Origin of the sequence: Vibrio pacinii DSM 19139 (assembly GCF_000711795.1) — a bacterium.
Taxonomy (GTDB): Bacteria; Pseudomonadota; Gammaproteobacteria; order Enterobacterales; family Vibrionaceae; genus Vibrio; species Vibrio pacinii.
In genome coordinates, this window is record NZ_JONH01000001.1 from 452,177 (window position 1) to 467,401 (window position 15,225).

The 15,225-nt window shown below is 46.1% G+C and carries 16 protein-coding genes and 1 riboswitch; of the genes, 5 read left to right on the forward strand and 11 right to left on the reverse strand.

Translation table 11 applies throughout. From position 1 onward, the window contains the following. Positions 1 to 116: 116 nt before the first annotated feature. The 3 genes from metG to BS19_RS01920 all read left to right on the forward strand — a co-directional run bounded on the left by metG (position 117) and on the right by BS19_RS01920 (position 4,119). The gene (metG, locus tag BS19_RS01910; protein ID WP_038172988.1) at positions 117 to 2,192 is read left to right on the forward strand and encodes a methionine--tRNA ligase; all 2,076 of its coding nucleotides are present in this window, start codon (positions 117 to 119) and stop codon (positions 2,190 to 2,192) included. 203 nt (positions 2,193 to 2,395) lie between these two features. Further along, a complete protein-coding gene (locus BS19_RS01915) occupies positions 2,396 to 3,208 on the forward strand; it encodes a hypothetical protein (RefSeq protein WP_038172989.1) in 813 nt (270 codons plus the stop codon). A gap of 146 nt (positions 3,209 to 3,354) precedes the next feature. Continuing rightward, positions 3,355 to 4,119, forward strand: coding sequence for a substrate-binding periplasmic protein (locus BS19_RS01920; RefSeq protein WP_038172990.1), 765 nt, complete (start codon positions 3,355 to 3,357; stop codon positions 4,117 to 4,119). Positions 4,120 to 4,189: 70 nt separating this feature from the next. Here BS19_RS01920 and udp read toward each other — a convergent pair whose 3' ends face one another. From udp to nrtS, 4 genes are all read right to left on the reverse strand, one after another. Further along, a complete protein-coding gene (gene udp / locus BS19_RS01925; protein WP_038172991.1) occupies positions 4,190 to 4,948 on the reverse strand; it encodes a uridine phosphorylase in 759 nt (252 codons plus the stop codon). 254 nt (positions 4,949 to 5,202) lie between these two features. Beyond that, positions 5,203 to 7,500: a zinc/cadmium/mercury/lead-transporting ATPase gene (locus tag BS19_RS01930; RefSeq protein ID WP_038172992.1), complete on the reverse strand. Its 2,298-nt coding sequence runs from the start codon at positions 7,498 to 7,500 to the stop codon at positions 5,203 to 5,205. A gap of 161 nt (positions 7,501 to 7,661) precedes the next feature. Beyond that, positions 7,662 to 8,078 (reverse strand): CBS domain-containing protein, encoded by a 417-nt coding sequence (locus BS19_RS01935; protein WP_038172993.1) that lies wholly within the window; start codon positions 8,076 to 8,078, stop codon positions 7,662 to 7,664. A gap of 130 nt (positions 8,079 to 8,208) precedes the next feature. Further along, positions 8,209 to 8,403, reverse strand: coding sequence for a nitrate/nitrite transporter NrtS (nrtS, locus tag BS19_RS01940; RefSeq protein ID WP_038173073.1), 195 nt, complete (start codon positions 8,401 to 8,403; stop codon positions 8,209 to 8,211). Between the two features lie 83 nt (positions 8,404 to 8,486). Between nrtS and BS19_RS01945 the strand changes: the two genes are divergently transcribed. Next, positions 8,487 to 9,464 carry a sensor domain-containing diguanylate cyclase gene (locus BS19_RS01945; protein WP_038172994.1) on the forward strand — a complete coding sequence of 326 codons (978 nt, stop codon included), beginning with the start codon at positions 8,487 to 8,489 and terminating at the stop codon, positions 9,462 to 9,464. A gap of 36 nt (positions 9,465 to 9,500) precedes the next feature. Here the strand turns inward: BS19_RS01945 and moaE are convergent, their stop codons facing one another. The 5 genes from moaE to moaA form a co-directional block, all read right to left on the reverse strand. Continuing rightward, on the reverse strand, positions 9,501 to 9,953 hold the full coding sequence (gene moaE, locus BS19_RS01950) for a molybdopterin synthase catalytic subunit MoaE (RefSeq protein WP_038172995.1): 453 nt from the start codon (positions 9,951 to 9,953) through the stop codon (positions 9,501 to 9,503). 2 nt (positions 9,954 to 9,955) lie between these two features. Continuing rightward, complete coding sequence (gene moaD, locus BS19_RS01955) at positions 9,956 to 10,201, reverse strand: molybdopterin synthase sulfur carrier subunit (RefSeq protein ID WP_038172996.1); 246 nt, start codon at positions 10,199 to 10,201, stop codon at positions 9,956 to 9,958. Then, complete coding sequence (moaC, locus tag BS19_RS01960; RefSeq protein ID WP_038172997.1) at positions 10,198 to 10,677, reverse strand: cyclic pyranopterin monophosphate synthase MoaC; 480 nt, start codon at positions 10,675 to 10,677, stop codon at positions 10,198 to 10,200. The genes moaD and moaC overlap by 4 nt, the downstream gene beginning before the upstream one ends. A gap of 14 nt (positions 10,678 to 10,691) precedes the next feature. Continuing rightward, entirely contained in the window at positions 10,692 to 11,204 is a 513-nt protein-coding gene (moaB, locus tag BS19_RS01965; protein WP_038172998.1) for a molybdenum cofactor biosynthesis protein B, read from the reverse strand. 75 nt (positions 11,205 to 11,279) lie between these two features. Continuing rightward, a complete protein-coding gene (gene moaA, locus BS19_RS01970) occupies positions 11,280 to 12,269 on the reverse strand; it encodes a GTP 3',8-cyclase MoaA (protein WP_038173003.1) in 990 nt (329 codons plus the stop codon). Next, positions 12,258 to 12,394, reverse strand: a riboswitch (molybdenum cofactor riboswitch). It overlaps the preceding gene by 12 nt. Positions 12,395 to 12,561: 167 nt before the next feature. Here moaA and BS19_RS01975 point away from each other — a divergent pair. After that, the gene (locus tag BS19_RS01975) at positions 12,562 to 13,449 is read left to right on the forward strand and encodes a YvcK family protein (protein ID WP_038173004.1); all 888 of its coding nucleotides are present in this window, start codon (positions 12,562 to 12,564) and stop codon (positions 13,447 to 13,449) included. Here the strand turns inward: BS19_RS01975 and luxU are convergent. Together luxU and luxO are read right to left on the reverse strand one after the other, a co-directional pair. Continuing rightward, positions 13,438 to 13,776, reverse strand: a complete 339-nt coding sequence (gene luxU / locus BS19_RS01980; RefSeq protein ID WP_038173005.1) for a quorum-sensing phosphorelay protein LuxU — start codon at positions 13,774 to 13,776, stop codon at positions 13,438 to 13,440. The genes BS19_RS01975 and luxU overlap by 12 nt on opposite strands. A gap of 2 nt (positions 13,777 to 13,778) precedes the next feature. After that, complete coding sequence (gene luxO / locus BS19_RS01985; protein WP_038173006.1) at positions 13,779 to 15,173, reverse strand: quorum-sensing sigma-54 dependent transcriptional regulator LuxO; 1,395 nt, start codon at positions 15,171 to 15,173, stop codon at positions 13,779 to 13,781. Between the last annotated feature and the right edge of the window lie 52 nt (positions 15,174 to 15,225).

Below are 15,225 nucleotides of genomic sequence, written 5' to 3' on the forward strand. Positions count from 1 at the left end.
GATACTGAACCCTGAAAAAACTAAGGTAATCCAGTCGTTCCGACCTTGGAGTCACTGGTGGGATAAGGTAGTATTACTCTCTATTTTTTATACCTATCTAGAAGCGAATATTAAGTATGGCAAACGATCCACGACCTCTTTCTTCAAGAAAAATGCTGGTAACTTGTGCCCTTCCGTACGCTAACGGTTCGATTCACCTAGGCCATATGCTTGAGCACATTCAAGCGGATATCTGGGTGCGCTACCAACGCCTACGTGGCAACACTGTAAACTTCATCTGTGCTGACGATGCCCACGGCACGCCAATCATGCTTAAAGCACAACAGATGGGAATTACACCAGAAGAGATGATCGCTGCTGTAAGTGAAGAGCACCAAAAAGACTTTGCGGGCTTTGATATTAGCTTCGACAATTACCACAGCACCCACTCAGAAGAGAACCGTGAGCTAGCGTCTTATATCTACCTAGAACTGAAGAAAAACGGTTTTATCTCTAGCCGTACAATTTCTCAGCTGTTTGACCCTGAAAAAGAGATGTTCCTACCGGATCGTTTCGTCAAAGGTACTTGTCCTAAGTGTAAGTCTGAGGACCAATACGGCGACAACTGTGATAACTGTGGCGAGACTTACAGCCCAACCGAACTGATTGACCCTAAATCAGCCGTCTCGGGCGCAACGCCTATCATGAAAGATTCTGAGCACTTCTTCTTCGACTTACCGCAGTTCGAAAGTATGCTCAAAGAGTGGACGCGTTCGGGCTCACTACAAACAGAAACCGCTAACAAGATGCAAGAGTGGTTCGAGTCTGGCCTACAACAATGGGACATTTCGCGTGATGCACCGTATTTCGGCTTCGAAATCCCAGGTGAAAAAGACAAGTTTTTCTACGTTTGGCTAGATGCCCCGATCGGCTACATGGGCTCATTCAAAAACCTGTGTGAAAAACGTGACGATCTCGACTTTGCAGAATACTGGAACAAAGACAGCCAGACTGAGCTTTACCACTTCATCGGTAAAGACATCGTTTACTTCCACTCGTTGTTCTGGCCTGCGATGCTTGAAGGCAGTGGTTTCCGTAAACCAAATAACGTCTTTGTTCACGGCTACGTTACCGTCAACGGCGCGAAAATGTCTAAGTCAAAAGGCACTTTCATTAAAGCCAGTACGTACCTTAACCACCTCGACCCTGAGTGCCTGCGTTACTACTACGCGGCCAAACTAAACAGTCGTATCGATGATCTCGACCTGAATCTGGAAGACTTTACTCAACGAGTCAACGCTGATGTCGTTAACAAGATTGTTAACCTTGCATCTCGTAACGCAGGGTTCATTGCTAAGCGCTTTGATGGCAAGTTGTCAGAGAGTTTCGCCGAACCTGAGCTATACAACGAATTCGTTGCCGCCGCAGATCGCATTGCTGAACTATTCGAAGCGCGCGAATTTGGTCGTGCTATTCGCGAAGTTACCGCACTTGCTGATAAAGCCAACCAATACGTTGACGAGAAAGCGCCGTGGGTTGTAGCCAAAGAAGAAGGCAAAGATCAACAACTGCAAGATATCTGTTCTGTCGGTATCAACTTATTCCGCGTGCTGATGACTTATCTGAAGCCGGTCATGCCTGAACTTGCAGCGCGTACGGAAGCATTCCTAAACCAAGAACTTACTTGGGAAGGTATCGCCGCTCCACTAACGGGTCACGAGATCACTAAATTCAAAGCACTATTCAACCGTATCGACCCTAAAAACATCGAAGCGATGATCGAAGCGTCAAAAGAAGATGCGGCAGTGGAAATGGCAGCAAAAGAGAAAGCAGAAGCGGAAAAGAACCAAGCAAGCCAAACCGAACTCGACAAAGATCCAATCGCAGACGAGATTGAGTTTGATGCGTTTGCCGCGGTAGATATGCGTATTGCTCGTATCATCTCTTGTGAAGAAGTGCCAAAAGCCAACAAACTGCTTAAGTTCCAATTGGATATCGGTGGTGAAATTCGTCAGGTATTCTCTGGCATTAAGTCAGCGTACAAACCGGAAGAGTTAGAAGGCAAGCTGACGGTGATGGTGGCTAACCTTAAACCGCGTAAGATGAAATTTGGTATGTCTGAAGGCATGATCCTAGCCGCAGGTCCTGGCGGTAGCGATCTATGGATTCTTGAGCCTCATGAAGGTGCTCAGCCAGGTATGCGCGTAATGTAATCTGCGCTAACTTTAACCTTAAGCCTCGCTCACTGTAGCGGGGCTTTTTTTGTGTCCAAACTCACACTTTCGGTGCCTAGTTGCACCATTATTGGGCATCAGATAGAACTAGTTTATTGTAAGCAATTGTTTTATATATACTTAATTCTTGGCATCAAAAGTGCCTTACCCCTTTGGTAGTACATATTGACAAGGAGTAGGTTATGTTTGTGCTGGTTTCTCTGATTATTTCTATGCTTATTTTGCTGACGATCTTTTATTTTTCAAGACAACGTTATACAGGATTAGAACGTAAGTTCGATATTCTCGTTTCTCTACGACAGATTTTACTGTTAAGTCGCCAACATCGGGCCATGACCCATCAAGCGCTGACCAGCCATCATTTTGACCTTCATCAAGCTAAGCTCGAAGACAATTACGATGCCATGATGGCATGCTCAAACGAGCTCATTGCCAACGCTCAATTTGAAAACAAACCTATGTACCGGATCCTACAACTCAAGCTAAAGGCACTGCATAAAGAGTGGGATCAGCGCTCCGTTGCTCGCAATCAGGTGTTACACGGTAAGACTATTCGGCACTGCATGTTTTTGATGGATGAAATCGCGATTGCTTGGTTAATTGAATCTGGTCGTGAAGACATTAGTGATGAGTATCATATGAACTGGCAGCAGGTCCTCGATAGCATGGAAGTACTGACACAATTGCGGATTTCCATTCAGGACTCAAATGATGCTGAAGGCATGCTGCGCGTCAAATACTACTGCGATAAGATGCGTCGAAAGTTGAATCAGTTGTCGATCATAAGCCCCCTGTCAGTTGCGTCGCCACTAAGCTCTAAGGCAATGCACACGTTAACTGAGATCAATGCCTGTGACGATCTCACGATCAGCAATGAAGACTTGTATCAACTCGCGACGGATATCTCGTTGGTTATCTCACAAGTCTATGACCAAATGTTGTCAGACATGACTGAAAATCTCTATCAGCCATTACCTAAAATCGCATTTAGTTAACTCAACGGCACGATAGCGGTAAGTTGTCAGTGAATACGGCTCTCGGTGCGAGCCGTTCTCTCTTAGCCATAACATTCCGTCTTAATAAAGCTAAATATGGTGTCATAAACTAGAATTAGTACTAAGTTTTCTAGGTTGGAACCGTCATGACACAACTACTGATCGTAATTAGCACGTTGATCTTTAGCACTGCCATTATAGCGCAAGATAAGGTGGTTAGATTTGCGATTGGCGAGTGGCCGCCATATACCAGTTCATCGAATGATCCTGAACAACAAGTTGCGCAGCGGGTTGTTGTCAAAGCCTTTGAGAGCCAAGGCTATCAGGTGCAATTAGATTACTTTCCATGGTCTCGCTCTTTCAAACTAGCCAGTGAGGGGAAATATGATGGGACATTTCCATGGATACGCAATTCAGAACGTAGCAAACTGTTTCTTTACTCGGAAGCCATTTTTACTCAGACCGTAGTGTTCTTTTATCACCTTGAGGTTAACTTTTCTTGGCAACAATTAACCGATTTAAATAATTATACCATCGGGGCAACCCAAGACTACCAAGCGCTTTTTTACTTAAACCAAGCGGGTATAACGCAAATGGTGTCCATTGATGAAGAAACCAATTTTTCCAAACTGGTCAAACGACGGATAGACGCCTACCCCACTGGCGCTATTCGCGGTAAATATCTGATAAAAAATACCCTCTCACAAGACGAAGCCGCTCTGATAAAAGTCGACGATAAGCCGATATTTGAAGATGAAATGACGATTCTATTTTCCAAACAAAATTCTGCCCGCAGTGAAATGCTAATTGACGTATTTTCCCAAGGAATGAAAACGCTCTATGCCAGTGGCGAGTACCAAAAAATCATGCTCGATAATAGCCGAGTAGAGCCAGTCAGTAGCAACGAATAACTGGCTCTTAGTCTTGATTAAAAACAAAAAACCTCGCCAAAGCGAGGTTTTTATATGTGCTAAACGTTGCTTATAACATTTTACGAGCCGCTTCAACCACCACTTTGATTGAGCGTGCTTCTGTTTCTTTCAACGTGGCATGATCTGGAATCTCTTTCTGGGTACGGTTGATGATAACCCCTGCAACACAACCCGCTTTAAGGCCAGAGCTTGCACACATGGTAAGTAAGGTTGCTGATTCCATTTCGAAGTTCAGCACACCCATGTCTTGCCACTCTTGCATCGACCCTTGGAAACGCTTCACAACGCGGCCAGAGAAAGTATCGTAACGCTCTTGACCAGGGTAGAACGTATCACTAGATGCCGTCACACCCATGTGTACTGTTGCCCCTGATTCTTCTACTGCGGCTTTCATTGCGGTTGCAATTTCAAAATCTGCCACAGCAGGGAATTCCATCGGCGCAAAGTGAAGACTCGCACCGTCAAGGCGAACTGATCCCGTCGTCACAATCATATCACCGACATTCACGTGTGACTGAATCGCACCAGTGGTACCAACACGTAAGAAAGTACGCACACCAAGCTGAGCAAGCTCTTCAACAGCAATTGATGTTGACGGGCCACCGATACCAGTAGAACAAACCACAACAGGCTTACCGTCTAGCTCTGCACGGTAGAGCGTGTACTCACGGTGACTAGCAAGAAATACTGGATTTTCCATCTCTTCAGCAATCTTTTGTACACGCGCTGGATCACCAGGAATAATCGCTAATGTAGCACCAGCAAGATCAGATTCAGTAACACCAAGGTGGAATACAGCTTGAGACATAGGGGAACTCCTTATTATGGCGTAGCACCGTCGTTTGTTCGACTTTTACGCTCTTAAATTCATCGGGTACGGATATACTTTAACTAACAAACCAAACTCTTATAGTGACGCCAATCACAACAATGAGCGCAACAAATGTCACCATTGCACGTAAAATCGGTTTGCATCACACTTTTAAGCAAGCCGAGTAAGGTAGTTGCATAAAAAACAGCCCTCACGTCATAGAGGCAAGGGCCATTGTCAGTGTAGATGGATTAAACCTGTTTCGAGTTAAATTTCAACAAGCGTAATGCATTGAGCGTGACAATAGCGGTCGCCCCGCTGTCAGCTAATACCGCAACCCACAACCCGGTAATACCCAGCAAACTTGTCACCAAGAAGACGCCTTTAAGGCCGAGCGCTAGCGCTATGTTCTGTCGAATAATCGCCACAGTAGCGCGTGATAGTTCAATCATACCCGCCAGCTCAGTTAATCGATTATGCGTCAGGGCGGCATCGGCCGTTTCTAAAGCGACATCGGTTCCTCCACCCATTGCGATACCTATATGAGCGGCTTTCATCGCTGGTGCATCATTAATCCCATCGCCCACCATCGCAACATTGACGTCTTTGCTCAGTTGCTCAACGTAAGTCACTTTATCTTGAGGCAGTAGCTCCGCCTTATAATCAATGCCAATCATGGCGCTGACCGCATCAGCGCTACGCGTGTTATCACCCGTGAGCATAATCGAATTAATACCCAGGGCCTTTAACGCACTCACCGCTTGGTACGAGTCTTCTCGCAACGTGTCTTGCCACGCAACCAAACCAATAATGTCAGTTGCTTGCAAAGCGACCACCACCGTTTTCCCTTGGGCTTCAAGTTGTTCTATTTGCGCTGTTATCGTGTTGCTCACCTTGACCTGAATCCGACTAGGTGCGAGAACTTGATAGTCAACCCCATCGATAACACCGCGAACGCCACTGCCAACCAACGCTTGTTTGTGCTCTGCTTCAACGATCTTAAGTCCACATTGTTTCGCCTTTTCAACCACAGAAATCGCCAATGGATGACTAGAGCCAACTTCAATCGCTGCGACTTTTTCAAGCACAGACTCTGACGACCAACCACTAAGACCGATCACATCAGTCACTTGAGGTTTGCCTTGCGTTAAGGTGCCCGTTTTATCAAAGGCCACGGTTTCAATTTGGCCTAATTGTTCTAATGCCGCCCCCCCTTTAATCAAAGCACCACGACGCGCGGCCGCCGCTAAGCCAGAGGTAATCGCCGCAGGTGTGGAGATCACCAGTGCGCATGGACAGGCAATTAACAGCAGTGCCAAACCACGGTAGATCCAAGTTTCCCAAGGCTGAGCAAACACAAGGGGCGGCATAATAATCACAATAAGCGCCACCAGCATCATTAACGGTGTATACCAGCGACTGAACTTATCAAGGAAACGTTCAAGTGGTGCTTTACGTGATTCAGCCTCTTCAATCAAATGAAGAATCCGGTCTATCGCGTTCTCACCTTGTTTTGATGTCACAGCCAATCGCACCACTTTATCAACCACAACGGCGCCAGCAATGACCGCATCACCTTGCCCCCGCTCGACAGGTATCGACTCCCCTGTCAACGCACTTTCATCAAAACTGGCCGTTCCTTCAATCAAGCGTCCGTCGGCTGGCAGTCTTCCACCCGGTGATACTTCGATAATATCGCTAGGTTGTAATTCACTGACGCCAACCAAGGCTCGCTGACCATTAACTATTTTCGTGGCATTTTCTGGCACTAACGCCATCAGTGCCTTAACTCCACTGCGGGCCCGCGAAGCAGCAAAAGCTTCAAGGCGTTCACCAATCAAAAACAGCAGCAACACCATTGCCGCCTCGACCGTTTCTCCCAGATATAACGCGCCGAGTGCCGCAACACTCATCAAGGTTTCAATAGAGAATGGTGTACCTGACTTAGCTAAAGTAATAGCTTTGCGTCCGATGGGATAAAGCCCAGCCAAACAAGTGAACACGAATAAACCGTGGCTTAATTGAGGGGAAATAGGTTGCATGATTGCAGCAATTATCATCGCCAAAGCAATCGCCAAAATCTGGGTGTTGTGTTTTATCACCGATGGCCAACGTGACGCTGACGGGGTGCTTTGAGGCTGTTGGTTAGTGGCAAAAGAAAAACCGCTATCAATAATGGCGCTCTCTACTTGCGTAACCACATCGGCATGTTCGGTTTCAATGATCAGTTTTTCGGTCGCAAATAAGACCTTGGCACTGATTACGCTCTCAACGCGTGTAACTGCGGTTTCGACTTTTCGTGCGCAAGATGGACAGTCCATCCCTTCAATCTTCCAGCGATAGGTTAATAGGCCGGCGCGACTGGACTCACTTTCCTCATCGGAAGGGTCGCCGCCACTGCCACAATCAGTTGAGCTGCAGCAATCAGACTCTGGCGTGATCACGTCAGAGATGGTAATAGACGCCTTGTTGAGACCAGAACAACCACCCGTTTGTGAAGGTTTGACCGCGATTTTTTGTGAGCGGCATGCATGATGTTTTGTGCACATAGATTTGTCTCCATTCATTGTACACCTTAAGTCTAAACCTTAGAGTCTACTCCAAGGTCAAACTTTTTCTGTCACTTTCACAACGGATGCGTTTGCCAATCAATATCGCTAACAAAAAAAGAGGTGTAGGACACACCTCTTGTCACTGTTAATTGGATTTGTCACACAGGATGTTTAAAGCAATCGTTGATGTTTTTACCAATTGCGCGCAAAACATCCCGACGAGTAATAATTCCCACTAGTCTGCCACTATCAATAACCGGATAGACTTTAGGTTTCCCCACTCGCATCATATCCGCCAACTCGATAATTGACGTTTCAGATGTCACAGACAACACCTCAGGGTGCATACAATCGGCGACAGTGTGGCTGTCTTGACAGTAGTAACTGACGTTAATGAGTTTTTCGAGCAGATCCTGTCCTGATAAAAAGCCGACAACCTCACGGCGTTCGTTCAACACAGGTCCACCGAGATAGCGAGAGTTCATGACTTTGTCGAGTGCCGCACTGAGCGACATCTCTGGGGTAAAAGTTACCGCTTGCAGGGTCATATAGTCTTTTACTTTGAGTGATTCCATTTGAGTCTCCTTACTTGCAAGCCTACGCTGCTTATACTGTAAGTGTTGTCTAATTTCTTGATTTTACTAAATGGAAATCAACAATTTTTGCAATCGGTGCTGTCTATCAAAGTCAAATTGTTGCTCGTCACTAAACCAGCACATCGCGCAGCGAGAGCCAGGCACTAAAGAGTGAGACGCAAAAAGGAATACAATAAGTGAGGATTATCTTAAAAAAATTGACGCTTCCTGTGAGAAGAAGCGCATCATACTGATTGATGATATTTAATAAAGTGCCCACGACCAAGGCAATCACAAACGATCTTTTTACCGCGAGCTTATTCATAATATCAACCTTTGTACCATACCGATTTGCCATCAACTGCCTAAACTATAGTTAGTTTTATCAATATTGTATTGGGACGCGCTGTGAATTCGACTTTTTCTACACAACTAGCTAATAACCCTGACATGATGCATAGCGTATTCGAGGCGCTCCCTGAACCGACTTTCTTGATCGATAAATCTGGTACTTACGTTGAGGCGTGGGGTGGTCGTGATAAAAGCCGGCACCACGATCCGGCCACTCTCGTTGGTCTCACCCAACATCAGGTGTTACCTGCCGACAAAGCCACTTGGTTTAGTCAGGTTATTGTTGAGGTAATCGAGAACAATCAAGCTTCTGAGCTTGAGTATAGTCTCGACCCAAAAGCCCTCCATTGCTTTGAAGGCATTGAAGGGCCAACTGAGGTGCAACACTTTAGCGCACTAGTTATTCCGCTTCCCGATACCGCTTTTGTGCTGTGGACAGTGCGCAATATTACCCAGTACAAGAAAGCGCTTGAGACGCTTGTCAAGCAACAATTGGCGTTAGAAAGACTCACTTATATTGATCATCTAACACAGGTTTATAACCGCTATGCCTTGGATGCGCTGTTACCTGATGCGATTGAACTGGCCAAAGTAAAGCAGGTTGGTTCTGCGATAATGATGATAGATGTCGACTGCTTCAAGCAATATAACGACTGCTATGGCCATCTTAAAGGTGACAAGGTACTCAAAGCAGTTGGGGACACCATCAATGATTGGTCGAATGAGCGAGATCTCTGTTTTCGCTACGGCGGAGATGAATTTTTGATTTTTATGCCAAAGATCTCAAAAACAGAATGTACAACACGAGCCAAGCAGCTGCAGAAAATCATTACGGATCTGGCAATACCGCATCAATCCTCCAGTGTGAGTGAGCATCTGACTATCACCATTGGCATTCAACATTGCCACTTAATTCCCCCTCAAATGGATGCTGAAAAATTTATTGCTATCGCCGATAAAGCACTGTTTTACGCCAAAAGTTGTCAACGTGGCTCTATTCATCAATTGAGTGAACAACAAAAAAGCGCCCTTTAAAAAAGAGCGCTGTCGGAACCAAGTGCAATATTTTTATTACTGCCAGCGTTTGGCCGCTTTGGCATCTGAGTCACGTGACTCGACCCATCGAGTCATGTCGGTGGTGCGTTCTTTTTTCCAAAATGGCGCTTTGGTTTTTAGGTAATCCATAATGAATTCACACGCCTCAAAGGCAGCGCCACGGTGGGCGCTTGATACACCAACGAACACAATTTGATCGCCGATATCCAAGTCACCGACTCGGTGAATCACTCGGGTTTTGAGTAGTGGCCAGCGCTGTTCTGCCTCGTCACAAATCTCGCTGAGTGCTTTTTCCGTCATACCCGGATAATGTTCAAGCGATAAGCCAGTCACATTGTCACCAAGATTCATATCTCTCACCTTGCCAACAAAGGTCACTACAGCGCCTGAAGCGGTTCCATCAGCCAACGTTTGGTATTCATCACCAACACAAAAGTCTTGTTTAAAAACCGATACTCGACTGTCCATGTTTAGCCTCCGGTGACTGGCGGAAAGAACGCAACTTCATCACCAGATTCAACCGGATGGTCTAACGGCACGATCGACTGGTTGACTGCCGCGAGCAACTTACCCGGCTCTAGAGCAAGATCCCATTTACCTTGCTGCTTAGCTAAATGCGCACGCACTTGTTCAACACTGCTAAACTCGCCGTCAAGTTGCAGCTCATCAATACCAACTAGCTCGCGCGTTTGAGCAAAAAAGAGCACTTTAATCATGCATCCACCTTAAAGTGACCAGACTTACCACCTGTTTTTTCAAGCAAGCGTACCTGCTCTATCACCATATCTTTTTGTACCGCTTTACACATATCGTAAATGGTTAACGCCGCCACAGAAGCAGCAGTCAGCGCTTCCATTTCTACGCCGGTTTTTCCTGCGAGTTTGCAAACAGACTCGATACGAACCTTATTTTCAGCTGGCATCGCTTGCAACTGTACTTCAACCTTTGACAGTAATAACGGGTGACAAAGTGGAATTAAATCCCACGTTTTCTTTGCCGCTTGAATACCGGCGATACGCGCTGTAGCAAAAACGTCACCTTTATGATGCTGACCAGAAACAATCAGCTCAAGCGTTTCTGGCGCCATATGAACAAAGGCTTCGGCACGTGCTTCACGCACCGTTTCTGCCTTGGCTGACACATCAACCATATTGGCTTCACCAGAGGCATTAATGTGAGTAAATTCGCTCATTGCTCGCCCTCCGATTAAACCGCTAAATGCGGCATAAAGTTACAAGGACGATGACTCGCATCCATTTGTTGCTTGATGATTTTGCTCCAGCCAGTGCGACAAGCACCGGTAGAGCCCGGCATGGCGAAAATAACCGTATGATTGGCAAAACCCGCAATGGCGCGCGATTGAATCGTTGACGTGCCAATTTCCTCATAAGAGACCATACGGAAAAGTTCACCAAACCCTTCGACTTCTTTATCAAACAAAGGCTTCAGTGCTTCCGGAGTGCTGTCACGCGAAGTAAAGCCCGTACCGCCAGTGATCATGACGGCCTGCACGTTATCATCGGCAATCCACTGTGAGACGATCGCACGAATCTTATACATGTCATCAATCACAATTTGCTTATCAACCACATTGTGTCCAGACTCTTTTGCTTGCTCAACCAAGTAACCGCCAGAGGTATCATTTTCTTCTGTGCGCGTATCAGAAACCGTTAGTACTGCGATATTTGCTGGTTGGAATTTGCTATCTGCGTGACCCATTTGTTCACCTATTTTAATCAGTAATACTCGCACTAAGCGCCAAGCTTAATGCCATTATCTATGGTTTGAGTTTATTTAACCGCCGATTGACGCTAAATGTGGCGTCATACCTGAGTTGCCATCATGTAAGAAGTGGCTGACCGATTTGGTCTGCAATTGTGCTTGGATACGATCTATCAGTGAATGCCGCTGTGAATCATCCTCAAGCAAGTCTCGCAATTCTACGCCGTGATCGCCAAACAAACACAAATGCAACTTGCCTGTTGCCGAGACCCGCAGTCGATTACAACTTGCGCAAAAATCCTTCTCATATGGCATGATCAGACCTATTTCCCCCTGATAGTCAGGATGAATAAACACTTGCGCCGGGCCATCGTTGTTTGCTCGCGCTTTAAGTAGCCAACCATTGGCAATCAATTGATTCCGAATCGCCACACCGGACACATGGTGGCGCTGGAAAAGCGTATCCATTTCACCAGTTTGCATGAGCTCAATAAAACGTAATTGAATCGGTCGATCTTTGATCCAAGCCAGAAAAGCGGGTAATTCATGGGCATTGAGATCTTTCATCAACACGACATTAACTTTGACCTGCTGATACCCGACGTCAAAGGCACGCTCAATGCCATCCATCACTTGGGTGAACTTATTTTCACCGGTAATTTGATGGAACATTCGCGGGTCGAGGCTATCAACACTGACATTAATGTGCGTTAGCCCTGCCTGCTTCCAATCTGCTACTTGCTTGGCCATACGATAACCGTTGGTGGTCGTCGCGACCTTATCAATACCAGGTGTTGAAGCCACTGCATGGATAATATCGTTGAAGTCTTTGCGCAGACTTGGCTCGCCACCCGTAATACGGACTTTAGACGTACCGCAATCGGCAAACGCCGAAACCACACGTTTAATCTCGGGCAGGGATAAAAAAGACGAGTTTTTCTGCCCCGAAGGCTGGTAGCCATCAGGCAGACAATATGTGCATTTAAAGTTACAGACATCTGTAACGGAGAGTCGTAAGTAATAAAACTTACGATTGAATCTATCTTCAAATTGTTGCGCCACGGAACACCTTTCCAAACACGGGAGGCATAATCATTTCCAATTATGCCCTTGTGACAAAATGTCACTGGCTTAACAAGCGTATTCAGTATGAACTTAGCCTGTGAAGCTCGGAGCTATGGCAACTACCTATATTGGGTAGTAGCTTGACTATTAAAATACTTAATAATTATGTGTGATTCCACCCTGCACACCAAAAAATCGTGCTTAGGGCGCAAATTACTCCCTATTGAGTATTTAATATGAATACAATATTCTAAATTGTAGTTGGTTATGACAAAAATAGAAGCTCAGCATGACACTTTACGCTAGCAAGAAAGTGGTCGCAGTCGGTGGAGGCCATGGTCTCGGCAGGATGCTTGCGGCATTAAAAGATTTCGGCTCAAACGCCACTGGCATCGTCGCGACGACGGATAATGGCGGTTCAACAGGTCGTATTCGTAACTGTCAAGGTGGTATCGCCTGGGGAGATACTCGTAACTGCATTAATCAGCTCATTACTGAACCTTCGATTAGCTCTATGATGTTCGAATACCGCTTCAAAGGCACCGGAGAACTTGACGGTCACAACCTAGGCAACTTGATGTTGACTGCGCTCGATAACCTCTCAGTGCGGCCACTTGATGCAACCAATTTGATCCGCAACATGCTTAAAGTCGATGTCAATATTATCCCGATGTCTGAGCACCCTTCCGACTTAAGGGCATTAGCCCCCAATGGTCACTGGGTTACTGGCGAAACCAGTGTTGATGAGATGCCAGATAAATTGATTCGGCTTGATTTAGAGCCAGAAGTGCCGGCCACTAAAGAGGGGGTATTAGCGCTAGAGCAAGCCGATGCCATCATCCTCGGTCCGGGCAGCTTCCTGACCAGTATCATGCCGCCATTACTGTTACCAGAGATTGGCCGCGCGATTGCCAATAACCTCAAGGCTAAGGTTATTTTTGTCGAAAATTTGTCGCCAGAATTTGGCCCCGCAGGAGAAATGACATTAGAGGAAAAGCTCGACTGGTGCGAGCGTTCCTGCCAAGGTCGACAGATTGATGTGGTGCTTGGTGATAAAGCCCACCCTGAATTGCAGCGTTGGAATTGCGTCACGACACCCTTAGCTTCACCAAATAGAGATTGGCGTCATGACCGAATTAAGTTGCAACAAGCAATAGAGATGCTCTTAGTCGAGTAACTGTTTGTATCTCTGTTCAGTTTGTTTGAGCAGAGATAACATTTGCTGTTTATCGTCTTCAGAGCTCAATGCATCCCCCGCTTTCGCTCTTGCATCGAGTTCAACCGAAAAGGTACGCAGTGCCTCAGCACCAAAGCTGGCAGCGCTGCTTTTCAGAGCATGGCTGATCTCTTGAAGATAGCTGTCTTGCTGCTCAGAAACGAGTTGTGACAAAGTGGCGATGTAGTTACTCAGTTCACCTAGGAAAATTTCCAATAACACTGGCACGTTTTCTTCACCGATCTCATTGGCTAATCGGTCTATTTTGGCCTGATCTAATAAATCCACGCTTATGCTTCCTTCACATTCCATGATTGCAGTTTACGGTACAGTGTCGAAGGACTAACATCAAGGTATCCAGCAGCCTTGGGAATATTGCCATCACACGCTTTTATCGCTTGCTCAATCGCGTTTTTCTCGGTTAACCATAACGGGAAAATATCTTGAACCGAGACAACATCATTATTGACGCTAAGCGGTACTCTAATCTCTCTTTTTGCGGGTTGATTGAGTGGTGGCGGCAACATGTCTAAGGTAATTTCTCGACCATTATTGAGCACCACGACGTTACGCAGCACGTTTTGCAATTGGCGCACATTGCCCGGCCATTCGTAGCGAGCAAATCTCTCTACAACCTCAGGAGCGAGGCGCACAAAGTCTTTACCTTCTTCTTTGGACATATAACCAAGCAGAGAATAAGCAATCTCAATGATGTCTTCTCCTCTTTCTCTCAAAGGAGGTAAATGCAAAGGAATCACGTAGAGGCGATAGTATAAATCTTCACGAAAACGCCCCTCTTCAACTTCTTTCCAAGGATCACGATTTGTAGCACAAACGAAACGAACATCGACACTCTTCATCTTAGATGAGCCGACTTTTTGGAAGGTCCCCGTCTGAATAAAACGCAGTAGTTTGGTTTGCAGTTCAAGGTCCATTTCACACAATTCATCGAGGAACAGCGTTCCGCCATCCGCAAGTTCAGCAGCCCCTTGTCGATCGGTTGCTGCGCCAGTGAATGCGCCTTTGACATGACCAAACAGCTCACTCTCAATCAAATCTTTCGGGATCGCCGCACAGTTAATGGCAATAAATGGCTTGTCTCTGCGCTTGCTCGTGGCATGAATGGCTTCTGCACACACCTCTTTACCCGTACCACTCTCACCAGTAATGAAGATACTTGCTTTACTACTCGCGGCAGAGTCAATCGTGCGGTAAACCGCTTGCATCGTTTGACTGCTACCGATAAAACCTTGATAACCTTGACTGCCGGAACTGTTCGCATCATTCTTGAGTTTGTTGGCTTTGCGCAGGGCGTTGTTAACGGTAACGCGAAGACGGTCCGCTTCACATGGTTTGATAAGAAAGTCTTGTGCGCCATGACGCATCGCTTCAACCGCCGTGTCAATCGAACCGTGCGCCGTCATAAAGATCACTGGCACATCAGGATTCTTCTCTTTCACCGCGTGAAGAACATCCATACCAGTCATATCAGGTAGACGTAAATCGAGTAAGATGAGATCAGGGGTTCGAAAATTGAGACTTTCAATCGCATCACGACCCGTACCGACAATATTGATATCAATTTGTAGTGGAGTGAGATAAGAGCGATACAGTGCCGCGACCGACGCTGTATCTTCTACCATCAGCAAATATCTTGCTTTCTGATCAGATACTACTTGTTGCATAACCTAGCCATATTTTAATTTGCATTATGTACAAATCATTGCATTAGGCTTT